Raw genomic sequence first — 18,439 nt, forward strand, 5'->3', positions numbered from 1 at the left:
TTGGTGCCGACGCCTGCGGCACGCCCCAAAACCGGCCGCACGCTGCACAAATCGATTTGTCGGTGGCTTGGTCTAGTCTCGAATGCATGTTCGATAGAAGCGCTGAGAAGCCGGTCGGGATCCCCGAGTTCGGACCCGTGGCGTCGTTGAGTCCGAACGAATTGCTGCGCGATGCAGAGCAGGCGCTGGTGGTGCAGGCTCGGATGGAATGGGAGCGTTACGCAGTGGCCGCCGAGCTGCATCGTCAGTTGGTGCAGCCCCATGCCGGCACCGAGGCCGAGATGCGGGCGACCGATCCATTTGCGGTGTGCGCGGCCAGGATTGGGGCGGCGCAGATGAGCACCCAGTATGCAGCCGAAATCCAGATCAATCGGGCGCTGGCGTTGCGTGATCGGCTACCGCTGGTCAATCTGGCGTTGAAGGACGGAAAGGTGGCCGCGCACCATATTCCGGCGATCATCACCCGGACCGAATTGATCGAGGGTTCAGAGCATATGGAGGATATCGATCGCGATATCGCTGAGCATCTGCGTCGTAGGGGGTCGTGGTCGAAGAAGCGGATGCGGGACATGGTCGATGCCAGCATCTTTCGCCGCGACCCGGACCTGGTCCGCAACAACCGCGAGGACGCGAAGAACAATCGGGGAGTCTGGGGTTCAGCGGCCGAATATGGCATGGCCACGATCGACGCGCATGGCACCGCGGAAGAGATGGCCATGATCATGGCTCGCCTGGAAAAGCTTGCGATGGCGGTGTGCAAGGCTGATCCGCGGCGTAAGGCCGACCGGTTGGCGGATGCCCTGTTTTCGACGGTGATGGGCCGCGAGTTCCGATGTGAATGTCCGAACGACCCGAAGTATCCATGTACGGCTGACATCATCACCATTCCTGCCGACCAGTTGGTTTCGGGTGTGGATGTGAAGATCGTCCTGCACGTGATCGCCGATCAGGCCACTGTCGACGGCGCCGCAAACAACCCCGGATTCATCGCGGACCATGGTGTCATCTCTGGTGACCACGTTCGCGACATCGCCGCCCGCCCAGACGTCGTCGTACGACCGATCGGCAACAAGACCAAGCGGGCCAAGGTCGAGCAGGCCAAGACCAAGAAGGCCAAGACCGAGCAGGCCAAGACCGAGGGCACCACCGCTGGGCAGCCTGCCGGTTGCACGCCCCAACCAAACCGCAAGACGCGGCGATCGAAGAAGGCCAGGCGGGCGAACAAGATCAAGAAACTCCATGTGCAAGCTCCGCCCAACCCGGACCTCGCGGACTTTACCGACTCGGCGAAGGACGTCAAAGAGCCTTTGGTGCAGACGGTTCCGCTCCCGGCAACCCGGCCCGGCGATGATTACCGGCCGTCAGCAGTACTCGACAGTTACATTCGGATCCGAGATGCCTACTGCAGGTGGCCCGGATGCGATGAGAAGGCCTGGGACGCCGACCTCGATCACACGCACGAATACAACCATCAATGTCCAGACGACGGTGGTTCCACGCATCCGTCAGAGATGAAGACACTGTGCCGTTTTCATCATCTGATGAAGACATACACCGATTGGCTCGACGACCAGTATCCCGATCCGAAGTCCGGGTGCCCCCGATTGGTGTTCACCACCCCGGAAGGGCGGGATTACGACGGCCCCGCCTGGACCGGCGAGGACTTGTTTCCCGCGCTACGGATGATCGTCTTCGACGAACACCGCGGTCCGTCGCGTCGGCCGCCGCCGGCAACGTCACCACCGACCCCGCAGCAACACCGCACGCAACCGCGTACCGCAGCCAAACACGCACGCCGCCAACAAGAACGGGTCCGCAATCGTCGCCAGCGCGAAGAACAAGAGCGGAGTATCCCGCCGGCGCCGTTCTGATGGGGGAGTGAACCACGCATGTGTGGACTGACCTGTGCGGAAGTACTTGTGTGGGCTCGCGGGTCCGGGAAGGATGTTCGCAATGACGCAACCTGGTTATGACGCGCTCGCGCAGGTCTACTCCGAAACGTTTCCGACGGCGTACCAATCTCCGCTCGAGCAGCACACGGCCGCGGCCTTCGCTGACCTGGTACTGCAGGGTCCACGCGGGGGCCTCGTGGTGGATGTGGGTTGCGGGCTCGGGCACGTCGCAGCAGATCTGTCCCGCCGTGGCCTGGACGTGATCGGAGTCGATCCGAGTCAGGAAATGTTGCAGATCGCCCGCCGCGAGCACCCCGAACTCCGATTCGTCCACGATGACGCCGAGTTGCGGTCTGTGGAGCTGGCAGACGAGCGCGTCATCGCAATTCTGGCGCGTTACAGTCTGATTCACGTACCGCCGTCAGAGATCCCGCCCGTCTTCGCCGGATGGGCGGCGAGAATGGAACCTGGGGCGCTCGTCGCGGTCGCCTGCCAGGCCACCGACGAGGTGGACTCGGTCGTAGAGTTCGATCACGTAGTGGCACCGGCGTGGCGGTGGCATCCGGACCGGCTGGCAGCAGCGCTGTCTGAGGCAGGGTTTGATGAACTGTGGCGCACGATCAGCCGCCCCGACGCAGATTATCGATTTCCCTTGTTTCACGTGGTTGCACGCCTGCGGTGACAGCGCCTGAAGCAATGGTGGCTGACGGGTCAGACGATGCCCGAGAAATCCATCCGCGCAATCCGTTCCGGATCGGAAACGATGTTCATTGCGAGCACGCGGTTGTCGGCAACGGTGAACGATGCGATCGCGGACACGTCGTCTCCGGCAAACGACAGCACACCGAACCCACCGTTCACGCGCACCAGCTGACTGCGTGCATTCGCGGCCCGGTAGATGATCGCGCCGCGGGCAACGCGATCGGCGCCCACCAATTCCATCGGGGCCTTGTCGGCGGCATGATCGTTGCGCAACACGATGTCCGGGTCGAGCACCGCCATGAGCGCGTCGAGATCGCCGCCACGAGACGCAGCAAGAAATGCCTCGACCACCCGACGCTGTTCCGAGTGTTTTGGCGACCGTGGCGTCGCACCCTGCACGCGAGTTCGCGCGCGACTGGCCAGCTTCCTAGCGGCTGCGGGCGTCTTGTCGACGATCGGCGCGACCTCCTCGAACGGCATGGCGAACAGATCATGCAGAACAAATGCCAACCGCTCGCTCGGCGTGAGCGTCTCCAAGACGACAAGCAGGGCAACACTCACCGAGTCGGCCAGCACGGCCTGACCTTCAGGATCGTTCGCCGAGTCGAGCGGAGCCACAATGGGATCGGGCACGTGCACGATGTCGAGCGACTCCTCATGGCGAGTCCGCCGCGACCGCAACATGTTCAAGCACACGCGTGAGGTGACCGTGGTGAACCAGCCGCCGATATTGGCGATGTCATCGGTGTCGGCGGCGGCGACCTTCAGCCAGGTCTCCTGCACCGCGTCCTCGGCCTCGGGCAGCGACCCCAGCATCCGATAGGCGACTGCGCGCAGGTGTCCTCGATTGGCCTCGAACTCGGTGAGCAAAAAATCGTTGGTGTCCATCGGTCACATATCCCTTCCCTCGGGTGTCAGAGCAATGAACCGCCCGACACCGCAGATGTGACATGCACATCGGCCGGGCCGATCCGAGGAGCCGACAATGTCCGCACGTATGACCAACCCAGCCACCATCCTGCCGCAGGCCGTCAAGGCCGTTCCGCATCTGCTCGGCGCGATCGATCAAGGTGGCGTTCCCGTGACGTTGCGCGAACTCATCATGCTCCGCGCCAGCCAGATCAACGGCTGCGCAGCCTGTGTCTACGGCCACGTCGCGGCCCTGCGTAAGGAAGGCGAATCCGACGAGCGCATCGACGCAGTTGTCGTCTGGCGCGAATCGCCCTTCTTCACCGACGCCGAGCGGGCCGCGCTGAACCTGACGGAATCAGCGACCCGGCTCGCCGATTCGCCTGGCAAAGCCGTTTCGGATGCGGTCTGGGACGAGGCCGCCGACCTCTTCGACGAAAAGGCGATGGCGGGGATCGTTCTGGCGATTGCAACCATCAATTTCTTCAACCGCATCAACGTGACGATTCAGGAACCCGCAGGCACGACGTGGAGCTGACTTCGGGAGCGGCTAACCTCGTCGTGTGCTGCTCTCCGACCGCGATATCCGTGCCCAGATAGCCGACGGCCGGTTGGCCATCGATCCGTTCGATCCGACGCTGGTCCAGCCGTCCAGCATCGACGTCCGGCTCGATGGTCTTTTCCGGGTCTTCAACAACACCCGCTACACCCACATCGACCCTGCTCAACGGCAGGACGAGCTGACAACCCTGATCGAGCGAACCGAGGGTGAGCCGTTTGTTCTGCACCCCGGCGAGTTCGTCCTCGGGTCGACGCTCGAGGTCTGCACCCTGCCCGACGACCTCGCCGGCCGCCTCGAAGGCAAGTCGTCGCTGGGTCGCCTGGGCCTGCTGACCCATTCGACCGCGGGTTTCATCGACCCCGGCTTCACCGGACACATCACGCTGGAGCTCTCGAACGTGGCAAACCTGCCGATCACGCTGTGGCCGGGCATGAAGATCGGGCAGCTGTGCCTGATCAAGCTGTCCAGTCCGGCGGAATCGCCGTACGGCAGCGCCGCGGCCGGATCCAAGTACCAGGGACAACGCGGTCCGACACCGTCCAAGGCCTACCTGAACTTCCCCCAGAAGCAGAACGACTGAGGGTTCCGCTGACGGTGGCCGACACGCCACCTGATCGATGCCTGATGGCCAACCGCGTTCAGTACCCACAGGGGTATGAACGTCACGGTATTTGGATGCGGCTACCTCGGAGCCACCCACGCTGCGTGTCTGGCGGAACTCGGGCATGACGTGCTCGGCGTCGACGTCGATGCGGCCAAGGTCGCCGGATTGCAGAACGGTGACCTCCCGTTCTACGAGCCAGGGCTATCGGATGTGCTGCGGCGCAACCTCGCCGCCGGGCGCCTGCAGTTCACCACCGACTACGACAGGGCGGCGGCCTTTGCCGACGTTCACTTCCTGGGCGTCGGCACCCCGCAGATGAAGGGCGAATACGCGGCGGACCTGCGCCACGTGTACGCCGTGATCGACGAATTGGTGCCGCGGTTGCACGGTGAGCACCTCATCATCGGCAAATCGACCGTTCCCGTGGGCACCTCGGAAGAACTGAAGCGTCGCGCGCAGAGTGCGGCGGGCAACGGCGCCGAAATCAACAGCGGCGCCACGATCACGATTGCCTGGAATCCGGAGTTCCTTCGGGAAGGCCATGCCGTCGACGACACTCTGCGTCCGGACCGGATCGTGTTGGGGGTCGACGCCGACGATGCCGCGGGTACCGCAGAAGCCGGTGCTGTCGAAGTGAAGGTGCGCGAGCTCTACCGCACGATCCTGGCCGCCGGAACCCCGCTGCTGGTCACCGACCTCGCGACCGCCGAGCTGGTCAAGGTCTCGGCGAATGCCTTTCTGGCAACCAAGATCTCGTTCATCAACGCCATCAGTGAAGTATGTGAGGCCAGCGGTGCCGACGTGACGATGCTGGCCGACGCGATCGGGTTCGATGATCGCATCGGACGCCGATTTCTCAATGCGGGCCTGGGATTCGGTGGTGGATGCCTGCCCAAGGACATCCGTGCATTCATGGCGCGTGCCGGTGAGCTCGGTGCTGATCAGGCCTTGACGTTCCTGCGTGAGGTCGACTCCATCAACATGCGCCGTCGTACCGCGATGGTCGACCTGACCACGAAGATCTGCGGTAACACTCTGCTGGGCAAGAACATTGCCGTTCTGGGTGCGGCCTTCAAGCCGGAGAGCGACGATGTTCGTGACTCGCCTGCACTCAACGTCGCCGGACAGCTCCAATTGAAAGGGGCAACGGTCAGCGTTTTCGACCCGAAGGCAATGGACAACTCCCGCAAAGTCTTTCCGACACTCACCTACGCAAGCTCTGCGCAGGATGCATGTCTGCAGGCCGATGCGGTACTGGTACTGACCGAGTGGACCGAGTTCGTCCACATGGACCCCGAAGCGCTGACACCGCTCGTCCGCAAGATGAACGTGATCGACGGCCGACGATGCCTGGACGCCGGTGCGTGGCGTCGGGCCGGCTGGATGTATTCGAGCCTTGGCGGCCCCGTCCGAGATCAACCCACCGCGTCGCTGCGTCCCGCATTGGCAGGGCCGCGCCCGTAACGGGCTATTCGGGCTCTTTGTGCCCGAGGTAGTCGTCGAGTTGTTCGGCCAGATCGCGGTCCAGTGCGCGGTCGAGTGCATTGTGCGCGGAAATCGTTCCGGCCTGGCGCATTTCGCGGATCAACTCTGCGGCCCACTCGGATTCGGAATCGGTGTTCGGAATCCATCCGTCGCCGTGTTCCTTGGCCATGACCGTGCGTCCGGCCGAGATCAGAGTGGATGCGACCTGGGCCATGTCCGCCTCCACCTGGCCGTGCACATCGAGGAGCATCGACAGGGACAGCCCGAGCTTGGTGAGTCTGCCGAACGCTCGCACCGTTTCGCGGTCGAGCAGGGTATAGCCGTCATCGGTGCGCTCGATGAGCCCGTATTCGATCAGCTTGTCGTAGTGAGTTGGGTTGCCGGAGTTGAGCAATGTCTTGAGGCCTTCAGCGGAGATCGCCTCGGTGTGCGCCTTCGACCACGGCTCGGTGACCACCTCGCGAAGACCGAGGACATCGGCAAGATCGTCGCCGCGTTGTATCCCGTGCAGGAAGTCGCCGATGTGCCGGATGGTGAACCCACGGTGCAAAAGGTCATTGATCACCTTCAACCGGGCCAGATGACTGTCGGAGTAGATCGCGATGCGACCACGCCGGGTGGGCCGGGGGAGCAGCCCTCGATCCTGGTACCCGCGGACATTGCGGGTGGTGGTTCCCGCGGCTCGCGCCAGGTCGTCGATCCGGTACTCGGTCATCAGGCCGCTTTCGATCGAGCTGCATTTCGGATTCGTTCACGACAGGTCGAGGGTTGATTCTAGCGGAGCTGAACGGAACGTTCGCAAATGGCACAGTCGAGCATGAGAGGCTCGAAGTCGGGCTGATGAACGAGATAGCCGACCGATGCCGGCTTCAAATGCAACAATGTTTCCTGGTTCGGCGACTTGAGTTCGCACGGCAGGATGCCGTCGGCTGATCTGACTACAGATATCATCAGATTTGGTCGCGGCGAAGGTCCCGAAGGCGACAGTGCCGATGGCTCGGGCAGAATGGCGACCGACAACGTACGCAAATGTGAGTCGGTCACGGCGGGGGGCAGTGGTGGATCACGATCCGGGAGAGGCGCTGGCACCGGGCCGGGTGGTCTGGCTCGACGCAGCAGCGCTCGCGGATATCCGAGAGCTGCTCACAGCCACTCTTGGTGCCCTTGGGCCGGCCTTTGTGCTGGTAGAGGTCGACGACGGCGGTTTGCGCGGGGCGGCTGTGAATACCGAAACCGGCCAACGAATCATCGAACTCAACGACAACACCCTTGACTCTGCATCTTTCGATCGCGCGATTGCCGACCACCTGGTGCGCACCGGCAAAACGAAGTTGCCTGCAAAGCCCGAGTGGGCCCGCGAGCTGATCGGGCTGATGTCGCAGGCCAGGACGATGCTCGGAATCGCCGAGGCCACCTTTGTGATGGGCGAGCAGGAGGTCGGCCTGCTCCGGGTCACCAGGGCAGATGTCGAAGAGGCATTGCACCCGGCTGCGGTTCGGGCTGTCAGCGTGGCCCGGGCGGTGTCTCTGGCCTCTCCGAGTCAGATCTGTGCAGTGGTTGTGATGTCCCACGTCGAATGGCCGGGACTGCTCGGTGCGATGTCGCAGGCCTTCGATGGCCAGTTGCCGGTGCTGACGGTAGGTACGAGGCCGACACAGACCCGCGAGGGTAAGCATTCGCATTCGGGGGCAGGCAACCTCGACGGTGTTCCGGCGTTGACCCCCAACCGGGCACCCACGCCGGCCTACGTTCCGAAGACACGCACCGAACCGGCGCCGATGCCGGTGCAGCCACCGGAGTCCGGGGCGATCACCGACCCGCTCCCGGACCCGCTGCCAGAACCGTTTCCCGGACCGATCACGGAGCCCGCCCCGGTGTTCGATGCGCGGGCTGCCGAGCGCCGACGCAAACAGAACCGATTTGTGATGGCAGGCGCTGCGACGATCGCTGCGGTGATCGTGACCGGCGGAATCACGGCCGCTGTCGGACCGTGGCGGGAGGACACCACCGGCCTGGAGTCACAGCGCTATCTGACGGCACCGGCCACGAGTGATAGCACCACGACCACCACGAGGGCGCCGGCTTCCACGTCGGCGTCGTCGTCCGCCCCGTCGACGCCCGCGATCCCGCCGATCAACACCAAGGCCGCGCTCGCCCCGATCGTCGTCTACACCACGCCACCGCCGCCGCCACCGACCACGCGGCGCGTCACGCCACCACGGCCGCGGCAGAACACGATCCCGAACCCGATCCCCGGGCAGCCCCCGATCATCTTGCCCTGAGGGTTCGGTTCGATGAGTCAGGGCGCGACGCCCCGGCTGATCAGATCAAGGGTCTGCTCGTAAACGAGGGGCCAGTGCGAATTGGTACCGGGAGGTCCGCCGCCGTCGAACTCGCGGCTGTCGAGTTCGAGGCTGACGGCGCCGTGCACGCAGGCCCAGATCTGCAGTGTCAGGATCATCGGATCGCCCGCTCGAATGGTTCCGGCGGCCTGTCCGTGCCGAATGATCTCGGTCAGCGCGTACAGGGCGGTCTCCGCCAGGTCACCTTCCGGCTTGCACTGGCCGGAGAACATCAGGCGGTACAGGGTGGGCGACTGTAGGGCGAACTCGCGGTACGCCACGCCAGAACCTCTGAGCCGGGCTCGCGGGTCAGAATCGGCCACACCGCCGACCATTGCGCGTAGACGCACGAATCCTTCCGTGACCACTGCGGTCAGCAGGCCGGCTTTGCCATCGAAATGGTTGTAGACACCCATCGGTGCCACTCCGGCCTCGGTCGCCACTGCCCGAACCGTCAGACCTTTTTCGCCGTGTTCGTCCAGAACGCGCAGCGCGGCGGCCAAGAGCAATCCGCGCACGTCACCGGCCGGAGTTCTTGTTGCCGGCCCCGATGATCTGACAGCCACGACGTCAATCCTTTCACAGAGATTCTGGGAAACTCTTGACTCCGTTGTAGCACAGTGTTCTTCTTGACTAGAACAATGTCCTACAACAATAGATCGACCTTCTACTCGAGGAGCCTTCGATGAGTGACCGACCCCTGGTTGCGCCGGCGACATCGCCGGCAACCGATAAGCGCTGGTGGGCACTTGTCGCCCTCTGTGGCGCGGTCCTGTTGGTGATGATCGACAACACGATCGTCAACGTGGCACTGCCGACCATCAGCCGTGACCTCTCCGCCGACAACTCAGGTCTGCAGTGGGTCGTCGACGCGTACACGTTGACTTTCGCGGGACTGCTCCTGACGGCCGGCCACTTTGCAGATCGCTTCGGTCGTCGCAGATTGCTGGTGATCGGTGTCCTGGGCTTTGCGGCGGTCTCGGTGGTTGCCGCCGAATCGCAGACGCTGGGGCAACTCATCGCCACCCGGGCCGGCCTCGGACTGTTTGCCGCGATGGTGTTCCCGGCGACGTTGTCGCTGCTGATCGGGCTGTTCCCCGACCTCAAGGAGCGCGCGATCGCCGTCGGCATCTGGGCCGGTACATCCGGTATCGCGGTGGCCATCGGGCCGGTCCTCGGTGGCTGGCTGCTCGAGCACTACTCCTGGTCGTCGGTCTTCTGGGTCAATCTGCCGATCGCGGCAGCGGTACTCATCGGTGTCGCGCTCGTGGTGCCGAGCGGCGGCAAGGCGCAGCCGGGTCCCTTCGATGCAATCGGTGCGATCGCGTCCATCGTCGGTATCTCGCTGCTGGTGTACACCGTCATCGAAGGACCGAACCACGGCTGGGGATCAGTTACGACGATTGTCGGATTCATCGGTGCGGCAGTCATTCTCACGCTCTTCGTGCTGCGGGAACTACGCGCGGCGCATCCGATCCTCAATGTTCGGCTCTTTGCCAACAGGCACTTCTCTGTTGCTTCCGGGTTGATCGCGGTCGCGTTCTTCAGTCTGTTCGGATTCATCTTCCTGATCACCCAGTACTTCCAGGCGGTCAAGGGATATGGCCCGCTGTCGGCAGGCCTTCACACGCTCCCGTTTGCGGTGGTGATGGCGGTGTTCTCGCCGCTGGCAATGATTCTGGCCCGGCGTCTGGGACCCGGCCGGGTCGCCGCCCTCGGGTCGGCGACGATGGCCTGCGGATTTGCATTGGTCCTGCTTGCCGGACGGGAGGCTTCGTACTGGGGGCTGATCATCTGGTCGATGAGTTTGATGGCGATGGGGCTCGCACTTGTTCAGGGCCCGGCGACCAACATCATCACCAATTCTCTGTCCGCGGAACAGACCGGCGCCGGATCGGCGGTCAACGACGTGACCCGGGAGATCGGCGGAACGCTGGGCGTGGCAGTCCTCGGTTCAATCCTCACCTCGATGTACACCGCCGAGATCGGAACCCAACTCGACAATGTTGGTCTACCACCGGAAGCTGTTGATGCAGCGCAGAACTCGGTGATGGCCGGCGTCCAGATGGCCTCGGACATCGGCGGCCCGTCGGGTCAGCAGATCCTGGTGACAATTCAGGACGCATTTGTCGACGGGCTCCACACATCTGTCATCGCAGCGATAGCCGCCGCCGGACTGGCAGCGCCGATCGCATGGTTCACGCTGCGGGGCAAGCAACTCGGCGACGCCGTTGTGGCCGAGAGCGTGGAAGAGGATGCGGCGTCTGAGATTGTGACATCCCGTTGAACGTCAGGCCGAGTATTCGTAACCCTCTTTGAGGGCCTTGCGGAGTGAGAGTGCCGACTCGATTCGGGAGGTCGGTCGAAGGTAGGGCGAATCGCCCTGGGCGTTGATGTAATACGTATTCGACCCGGCGCAGCGCGGACTTGCAAAGACCGTGCTGCGCACCTTTTTGCGCATCTTCTCCACAAACTCGGTGGTCTGCTCGTCGGTGGCACTGACCCGCGACGAACCCGACTGCACTGCCTTGGCCACCACCTGCACCGCGTGGGTGACACACAGATCGATGGTGTCGAACCACGAGAAACCGATGACACCGTACGGTCCCGGCGCAAGGAACAGATTCGGAAAGCCCGGAACGGCGATGCCCTCGTAGGCATGCATCCGCTCGGAATCCCATGTCTTGGAGAGGTCTTGGTTGCCGACCCCGGTGATCTGATAGGGCAGGTCGAAGATCTTGAAGCCGGTTGCCAGGATCAGTGTGTCGATGTCGAGGGTGCGACCGTCGGTGAATTCGATTCCCGTACCGGTGATCCGGTCGATCGAGGCGGTTTCAAGATCGACGTTGTCCCGGTTGAACGTGGGAAAGTAGTCGTTGGAGAAGGACGGACGTTTGCACGCGTAGCCGTAGTGCGGGGTGAGTTGCTCGCGCAGACGCTTGTCTTTCACCTGGCCGCGCAGATGCCGTTGACACAACTTCTCCACGCCACGGGTGATGGCCGGTAGCTGTTTATTGTAGACGACGCCGATCGTCTCCGAGATCTCGAATGTGGTGTCGATCAGAAAACGGGGCAGCAGTTGGAGTTTGGGGACTCGTCGGTAGATGTTGCGGAGGAACCCGGGGATGGGTGCATTGGGTTTGGGAAGGACCCAGATCGCGGTGCGTTGCAACACGGTCAGATGCTGCACCTGCGGCGCAATGGTGGGGATGATCTGGATCCCGGTGGCGCCGGTGCCGATGATACCGACCTTCTTGCCGGTCAGGTCGTAGTCGTGATCCCACGATGCAGACCGCAGGACCTTGCCCGAGAAGCTCTCCAGACCAGGAAGATCCGGGGTGGCGGGTGTCGACAGTGCGCCGTGGCAGGAGATCAGGAACCGTGCGGTGACGGTGTCGCCGGAGGCGGTGGTGATGGTCCACAGATCAGTGGCCTCATCGAAGTCGGCTGCCGTGACCGGCGTCCCGAAACGGATGTGCCTGCGGATACCGTAACGCTCGGCGATGTCGCGGGCATACTGCAAGAGCTCTGATCCGGGGGCGAAGACCTGCGACCAGTCAGGGTTCAGCGCGAACTTGTATGAATAGGTGACCGAGGGAATGTCGACCTCGACGCCGGGATACTGATTGGCGAGCCAGGTGCCGCCGACATCGTCGTTGCGATCGAAGATGATGTAGTCGTCGATACCGCGTTCCTGCAACTTGATTCCGGCGGCCAACCCACCGAACCCGGCACCGATGATCGCGACGGTGTGGTCAGGTGCAGCGGAGTGATCACGTTGCGGGGTGTCGGCTGACGCCATGAGAGCCTCCTGGGCTGGATGGTTGAAGTCTAGAGGTCGAGGCGGAGATGGTCGCCTGCGGCGCGGGATACGCAGGTGAGCATCACGCCGGCTTCACGTTCGGGTTCGGTGAGGATGTTGTCGCGGTGATCCACCTCGCCCGCGAGTACCCGGACCTTGCAGGTTCCGCAGAAGCCCTGCTGGCATGAATAGGGAACGGATGGCAGCTCGCGACGGATCGCGGCCAGGGCGGATTCTGTTGCGCTGACCGGGATCTGCTGTTCAATCGAGTTGAGACTGACCGTGAACGGCCTCCCATTGTCCACCGGTGGCGGACTGAACCGCTCGAAGTGGAGTTCTACGTCGCCACGTCCGAGTAATTCCTTGCGGATCGAGTTGAGCATCGGTGGTGGGCCGCAGCAGTACACGGCGGTCCCGGCCGGGATCGGCCCCAACAGGTCTGCGGCGCTGGGTAGTCCGTGCCGGTCGTCGGTGCGGATCGTGACCTTGTCGCCGTAGTCGGCGAGTTCTGCGAGGAACGGTAGCGAATCGGCACTGCGGCCGGTGTAGACCATCGACCAATCCAGTCCGAGACGTTGCGCCGCGCCGAGCATGGGCAGAATCGGTGTGATCCCGATACCGCCTGCGACGAATCGCAGTTTCTTGGCCGGTGAGCCATGGCCAGGTGCGGCAAGCGGAAATGCGTTGCGCGGACCCTTGATCCGGACCGAGGATCCCACACCGAGGGTGTCGTGGACCTCGATCGATCCGCCACCGCCCTCCGGGATCCGCCGGACCGCGATGCGATACCGGTGGCGGTCGGCCGGGTCTCCACACAGCGAGTACTCCCGCATTCGGCCAGACGGCAACAACAGGTCCAGATGTGCCCCGGCATACCAGGGCGTCAGTTCACCGCCATCGGGTGCGGCCATGGTCAACGCGACCACATTGTTGTCATGCGCGACCACCTCGCGACCGACGACTTCGAGCGAGGTGACGCGACCGGTCTGATCGGGAATGTTCAGGTGAGTGAACCTGCCCCACAACGGAAACCAGACCTTGCCGATGGCGCTGGCAACCCGCATCGCGGGATCGTGCTGATACCGGCCCCGCAGATGTGGGGGCGCGGCGGTCATCGTGGTGGTGTGCTCGAGGCGACGCTGATTCACTTGTGCGCAGCCCTTGCTGCCGGCGACGACGCTAGATAGGCGACGGCCTGCGCTGTGGATCCGACCTGGGTCGGCCGGAACGACGGTTTGAAGTAGGTGAAGGTGGCGAAGACGATCGATCGCACCGTGGGTAGCAGTCCCTTGCGGGCTCCCCGGAAGTATCCGAGCATCGTCTTTCGGTAGCCGATCTTGCCGGTCGGATCATTGACGGACAGGAATCGGGTGCCGCGATGGATCACGAACAACAGAGCAGGTAGTACGGCAAGCATTGCCCGGCCGCGCTTGAGATAGCTGTCACCGAAGTATGTGGCCACGTCGTGGGCGACCTCGCGGTGTTCCACCTCTTCGGCGCCGTGCCAACGGAACAGATCCGCCATCGCCGGGTCGGCGTTGTACTCGGTCCAGGTGTTGTTGAGGGAGAAATCGCCCAGGATGGCCGTGTAGTGCTCGATGGCCGCGATCAACCAGAGGCGCTCCACCAGATGTTTGTGCCGCACTTCGGCATCCGGATGCTGCGATGGCCCGAGTACCTTGCGGAACACCCATTCCATCTGCCTTTGGAAGGGTGTTGGATCGAAGCCGCGCGCTTCCATGAACTCCCACAGCACGCGGTCGTGGGTTTCGGCGTGCATCGCCTCTTGGCCGATGAATCCGCGCATGGCCGCTGCGAGTTCTTCGTCCTTCACCAGCGGCACGGCCTCGTTGTACGTCTGGACGAACCAGCGTTCCCCCTCGGGGAGCAACAGGTTGAGCATGCTGACCACATTGGAGGGGACCGGGTGGTCCGGAATCCAGTGCAGAGGTGTGTCTTTCCAATCGAACTCGACATTGCGGGCGTGGAGTTCGACTGGTCCCGGATCGAAGTTGTACATCTGGTCCTCCCGAAGTGCTGGCGCTAAAAGAGTTTGGTGCGGGCCATCCGGCGCGACAGGGCGGGAACAAAGCGGTAGATGCGGTAACCGATCTTTGCTTCGATGGTCACCGGAACCACAGCCTTGTTGTCGGTGATGGCCCGGAGGATCGCGGTGGCCACCCGATCAGGGGTGAAGCCGCGGCGTTTGTAACGTCCACTCATCTTGTCCTGCAACCGCCTTTCGGCATCTTCGGTGACACCGGCGAACTCGGTGGCGGCAACGATGTTGGTGTCGACGATGCCGGGACAGATCGCCGATACGCCGATGCGGTGCTCGGCCAGCTCGGCACGCAGCGATTCGGAGAACATCAAGACGCCGGACTTGGTGGCGGCATAGCCGCCCAGACCTTGCTGCGGCATGAACGCGGCGGCCGAAGCGAGGTTCACGATGTGCCCGCCGAGGCCGCGTTCGACCATCTTGCGGCCGAACACCCGGCTGCCGGTGATGACACCCATCAGGTTGATGTCGACGAGGCGCCGGATCTGTTCGTCGGTGGCGTCGAGAACGTGCCCGGCCAAACCGATTCCGGCGTTGTTGACCATCACGTCCGCGACACCGTGTGTTTTGGCGATCTGCTCACCGAACTCGGTGAACGCGCTCGTATCGGCCACGTCGAGTGCGTAGGCATGTGCGGTGCCGCCGGTGGCGGTGATCTCCGCGGCGGTCTCTTTGGCAGCATCGAGATCAATGTCGGCCAGCACCACTTCGGCCCCGTTCTCGGAGAGCAGGTAGGCGGTCTCGCGTCCGATGCCGCTGCCGGCTCCGGTGATCACTGCGAGTTTGCCGTTCAGCGATCGATGCTCACCGTTCTGGCGGGCACGCGCGATGGTCGGTGACATATCGTCTCCTCGTATCGACTCGATGAACTGGGTTGCGATGTCGGCCAGGTATCCGGGGTTGGTGTAGGGCAGCCAGTGTCCGGTAGGAGTGTCTTTGCGCCACAGTCGATCTGTGAACTTGTACGTATTGGTGAAGATCGCGCTGCGCAGAGCCACATCGCGGGTGTTGACCACCTCGAAGACGGGAACCCTGGTGCTGCGTGGGTCGGGGTTGGTGATCCGATGGCGGATGTTGGCGCGGTAGTAGCGCAGGCCAGACACTGCGTCGGCGCGGAATGTGGGCGCCAGGGTCATGTTCTTGGGGTCGGTCCCCTCGATTTCGGTGAGGAATCGATGCCAGACCGGAGCGTGTAAGCCGATGCCGAACAGGACATTCGGTACCACAGGCAACTGGAAGACCACCGTGTAGGCAGAGGAGACGGCCTGAGACAGGGCCTGGCCCAACGACTTCGGCGTGGGTCGGCTCAGGCGTTCGCGGGTCCACAGACCCAGGTGGTCGAGATTGGGGCCGGACACCGAGACGAACGACGCGATGTGCGTTTCGGCATCGGGCGTGGTGACGGCCTCCCAGGTCTGTACCGAACCCCAGTCGTGGGCAACCACATGAACGGGACGATCCGGGCTCACCGCGTCGATGACCGCGAACAGATCGGCAGCGAGTTCAGGCAGCCGGTACGGTGCATCGCCCTGCGGCCGGTCGCTCTCGCCGTAACCGCGGGTGTCGTAGGCAACCACGTGATAGCGCGATTCCAGGTCTGCCGCGACCAATGTCCAGAGGAGGTGAGTGTCAGGCCATCCGTGCACCAGGACAACGGTGGGACGGTCAGCCGCGGGTTCCCCCAACTCGAAAACCGCCAGTCGGACCCCGTCGCGGACAACCGTCCGTCGGCGCCATACGACCGGTGGTGCGGACCCTTCGCTATCGATAGCGGTCATCAACTCCCCTTTGAGTTCGCCGTGATGCATTAGACGTTACCAGCAGTCACATATAAATCAAGGAGCCTGACCTGGGCATCTCGTCGAAACTGCAGTTGTGAAGAGATCTTCTCGGCCGATGCCTTCACAACTGCGGACTCAAATCGTCGGGAGGCCCGTGGGCCGAGTCGGCGTCCAAAGATCATGGGGGAGCTGGATGTGCCATTCTCGGGCAGGAACGCTGTTGCGCGCGGGCTTCTGACCACGCATGAGCTCCGCAAAGATTTCGTGGCGGTCTATCGCGGGGTGTACGTACGGCGCGGTCGCGCGATCAGCTTGCGCGTGCGCACCGAAGCAGCTGTGGTGTGGTCCGGTTTGCCGGTCACTGTGGCCGGGTTCGCGGCTGCTGCGCTTCATGGTCAAGTGGGTCGACGAAGGCACCCGGTGGACCTCGATCGCCCTGCGCGGCGCGCTGTTTCCGGGATCATCGTTTCTGAGGACCGACTGTTCGACGACGAGGTCTGCCAGGTGGATGGTCGCATCGTGGCGCTCGCGGACTGCGCCAGTTGCATGAAGTGCTGGCGCTGGTCGACGGTGGAGCGGAGTCGCCGCCCGAGACCCGAACTAGATTGCTGCTCATCAGGTTTGGGCTACCGATGCCCGAGACTCAGATCGAGATCGTCGATGAGCGCGGCCGCGCATACATCCGTCTCGACATGGGCCGGCGTAAGTGGAAGGTCGCGGTCGAGTACGACGGTGAACATCACTGGACGAGGTCCGCCAGACCTTATATGAGGCATCGGGTCTGCAGTTGTGAAGGACTCTTCTCGGCCGATGCCTTCACAACTGCAGACTCGATCACCGACTACTGCTTGTAGCTCGCCAGGAAGTTGCCGAGGCGGTCGATGGCGTCGGAGAGATCGCGGGACCAGGGCAGCGTGACGACCCGGAAGTGGTCCGGTCTGGGCCAGTTGAAGCCCGTTCCCTGGACAACCAGGATCTTCTCGCGCAGGAGTAGGTCCGTGACGAACTTCTCGTCGTCGTGGATCTCGTGCACCTCGGGATCGATCCTGGGGAAGGCGTACAGCGCGCCCATCGGCTTCACACAGCTGATACCGGGGATCTCGTTGAGCTTCTCCCAGGTGATGTTGCGCTGTTCGAGTAGGCGTCCGCCGGGAAGGACGAGGGCATCGATGCTCTGGTAGCCGCCGAGCGCCACCTGAATTGCGTGCTGGCCGGGCACATTTGCACACAGGCGAGTCGATGCGAGCATCTTCATGCCGTCGACGAAACCCTTGGCGTGATCTTTGGGCCCGGTGATGGCGACCCAGCCGGCGCGGTAACCGCAGACGCGGTACGCCTTGGACAGCCCGTTGAAGGTGAGGCAGAGCAGGTCCGGCGCGAGCGAGGCGATATTGATGTGTTTGGCCTCGTCGTAGAGGATCTTGTCGTAGATCTCGTCGGCGAGGATCAGCAAGGAATGCTTGCGCGCCAACTCGACGATCTCGGTGAGGACCTCGCGCGAGTAGACCGCGCCCGTGGGGTTGTTCGGGTTGATCACCAGCAGTGCCTTGGTGCGCGGGGTGATCTTCGCTTCGATGTCGGCGATATTCGGGTTCCAGCCGTTGTCCTCGTCGCACGCGTAGTGCACGGCCTTGCCGCCGGACAACGCTGTCATCGCGGTCCACAGCGGATAGTCCGGCGAGGGGATCAGGACTTCGTCGCCGTCATCGAGCAGCGCCTGCATGGTCATGGTGATCAGCTCGGACACGCCGTTGCCCAGGATCACGTCGTCGACGTCGAAGTAGGGGAAGTCGGGTAGGAGCTCGTATCGCGTCACCACGGCCCTGCGGGCCGACAGGACGCCCAGCGAGTCGCTGTAGCCCTGCGAGTAGGGGAGAGCGTGGATCATGTCGCGCATGATGACGTCAGGGGCCTCGAAGCCGAACTGGGCAGGATTGCCGATGTTCAATTTGAGGATCCGATGACCCTCCGCCTCGAGGCGGGCCGCGTGGGCGGTGACGGGTCCGCGGATCTCGTAGGCGACATTGCGAAGCTTTGCCGATTGTTCGAGTGGTTTCAGGTCGCGGTAAACATGCGAAACGTGTGGTCTGCTCACGTCCTTATGGTGCCAGTACCGGGCAAGTGGGTTTCAGGCTGCGAGGGGTATTGCCCTCGAAATCGCCCCATTTTTGTCCGGTAACCCCCAAAAATTGCAGCTGTAACGGGGATTGGACGCCGTCGCGTTGCATCGAAAACGGCAGCGGCCGCCGACTTGGCGTTGTATTTCGCCAAGACCGGCGGCCGCGACCGCGTTCAGTGTGA

General features: G+C 63.2%; 16 protein-coding genes. 8 read left to right on the top strand and 8 right to left on the bottom strand.

The features are described from left to right. Positions 1-86 precede the first annotated feature (86 nt). On the top strand, positions 87-1,871 hold the full coding sequence (locus AC56PL_RS14350; RefSeq protein WP_497154238.1) for an HNH endonuclease signature motif containing protein: 1,785 nt from the start codon (positions 87-89) through the stop codon (positions 1,869-1,871). A gap of 82 nt (positions 1,872-1,953) precedes the next feature. Next, positions 1,954-2,574: a methyltransferase domain-containing protein gene (locus AC56PL_RS14355; protein WP_495514338.1), complete on the top strand. Its 621-nt coding sequence runs from the start codon at positions 1,954-1,956 to the stop codon at positions 2,572-2,574. 29 nt (positions 2,575-2,603) lie between these two features. Here the strand turns inward: AC56PL_RS14355 and AC56PL_RS14360 are convergent, their stop codons facing one another. Then, positions 2,604-3,482, bottom strand: coding sequence for a sigma-70 family RNA polymerase sigma factor (locus tag AC56PL_RS14360; protein WP_497154239.1), 879 nt, complete (start codon positions 3,480-3,482; stop codon positions 2,604-2,606). Between the two features lie 97 nt (positions 3,483-3,579). Here AC56PL_RS14360 and AC56PL_RS14365 point away from each other — a divergent pair, with 97 nt between their 5' ends. From AC56PL_RS14365 to AC56PL_RS14375, 3 genes are all read left to right on the top strand, one after another. Continuing rightward, positions 3,580-4,041, top strand: coding sequence for a carboxymuconolactone decarboxylase family protein (locus AC56PL_RS14365; RefSeq protein WP_495514340.1), 462 nt, complete (start codon positions 3,580-3,582; stop codon positions 4,039-4,041). 25 nt (positions 4,042-4,066) lie between these two features. Further along, positions 4,067-4,645, top strand: a complete 579-nt coding sequence (gene dcd / locus AC56PL_RS14370) for a dCTP deaminase (RefSeq protein ID WP_495514341.1) — start codon at positions 4,067-4,069, stop codon at positions 4,643-4,645. Between the two features lie 75 nt (positions 4,646-4,720). Then, on the top strand, positions 4,721-6,133 hold the full coding sequence (locus AC56PL_RS14375; RefSeq protein WP_497154240.1) for a UDP-glucose dehydrogenase family protein: 1,413 nt from the start codon (positions 4,721-4,723) through the stop codon (positions 6,131-6,133). Positions 6,134-6,137: 4 nt separating this feature from the next. Here the strand turns inward: AC56PL_RS14375 and AC56PL_RS14380 are convergent, their stop codons facing one another. Continuing rightward, on the bottom strand, positions 6,138-6,869 hold the full coding sequence (locus tag AC56PL_RS14380; protein WP_497154241.1) for a MerR family transcriptional regulator: 732 nt from the start codon (positions 6,867-6,869) through the stop codon (positions 6,138-6,140). A gap of 343 nt (positions 6,870-7,212) precedes the next feature. Between AC56PL_RS14380 and AC56PL_RS14385 the strand changes: the two genes are divergently transcribed. Beyond that, a complete protein-coding gene (locus AC56PL_RS14385; protein ID WP_495514344.1) occupies positions 7,213-8,436 on the top strand; it encodes a hypothetical protein in 1,224 nt (407 codons plus the stop codon). Positions 8,437-8,453: 17 nt separating this feature from the next. Here AC56PL_RS14385 and AC56PL_RS14390 read toward each other — a convergent pair whose 3' ends face one another. Continuing rightward, positions 8,454-9,062, bottom strand: a complete 609-nt coding sequence (locus AC56PL_RS14390) for a WHG domain-containing protein (RefSeq protein ID WP_495514345.1) — start codon at positions 9,060-9,062, stop codon at positions 8,454-8,456. 119 nt (positions 9,063-9,181) lie between these two features. Here AC56PL_RS14390 and AC56PL_RS14395 point away from each other — a divergent pair, with 119 nt between their 5' ends. Beyond that, positions 9,182-10,783, top strand: coding sequence for a DHA2 family efflux MFS transporter permease subunit (locus tag AC56PL_RS14395; RefSeq protein WP_495514346.1), 1,602 nt, complete (start codon positions 9,182-9,184; stop codon positions 10,781-10,783). A 3-nt stretch (positions 10,784-10,786) separates the two neighbouring features. Here the strand turns inward: AC56PL_RS14395 and AC56PL_RS14400 are convergent, their stop codons facing one another. From AC56PL_RS14400 to AC56PL_RS14415, 4 genes are read right to left on the bottom strand one after another with little or no spacing between them, the layout of a single operon-like run. Further along, positions 10,787-12,298 (bottom strand): flavin-containing monooxygenase, encoded by a 1,512-nt coding sequence (locus AC56PL_RS14400; RefSeq protein WP_497154242.1) that lies wholly within the window; start codon positions 12,296-12,298, stop codon positions 10,787-10,789. 29 nt (positions 12,299-12,327) lie between these two features. Beyond that, a complete protein-coding gene (locus tag AC56PL_RS14405) occupies positions 12,328-13,446 on the bottom strand; it encodes a PDR/VanB family oxidoreductase (protein WP_497154243.1) in 1,119 nt (372 codons plus the stop codon). Next, positions 13,443-14,318 carry a metal-dependent hydrolase gene (locus tag AC56PL_RS14410; protein WP_495514349.1) on the bottom strand — a complete coding sequence of 292 codons (876 nt, stop codon included), beginning with the start codon at positions 14,316-14,318 and terminating at the stop codon, positions 13,443-13,445. The genes AC56PL_RS14405 and AC56PL_RS14410 overlap by 4 nt, the downstream gene beginning before the upstream one ends. Positions 14,319-14,341: 23 nt before the next feature. After that, positions 14,342-16,135 carry an SDR family oxidoreductase gene (locus tag AC56PL_RS14415; RefSeq protein WP_497154244.1) on the bottom strand — a complete coding sequence of 598 codons (1,794 nt, stop codon included), beginning with the start codon at positions 16,133-16,135 and terminating at the stop codon, positions 14,342-14,344. 635 nt (positions 16,136-16,770) lie between these two features. On the opposite strand from AC56PL_RS14415, the gene AC56PL_RS14420 reads away from it, so the two are divergent. Continuing rightward, positions 16,771-16,992, top strand: coding sequence for a hypothetical protein (locus AC56PL_RS14420; RefSeq protein ID WP_497154245.1), 222 nt, complete (start codon positions 16,771-16,773; stop codon positions 16,990-16,992). Here AC56PL_RS14420 and AC56PL_RS14425 read toward each other — a convergent pair. After that, complete coding sequence (locus tag AC56PL_RS14425) at positions 16,980-18,233, bottom strand: aminotransferase class I/II-fold pyridoxal phosphate-dependent enzyme (RefSeq protein WP_495514351.1); 1,254 nt, start codon at positions 18,231-18,233, stop codon at positions 16,980-16,982. The two genes, AC56PL_RS14420 and AC56PL_RS14425, sit on opposite strands and share 13 nt — an antisense overlap. Between the last annotated feature and the right edge of the window lie 206 nt (positions 18,234-18,439).

The sequence above is a fragment of the Williamsia sp. Y721 genome, assembly GCF_059683565.1.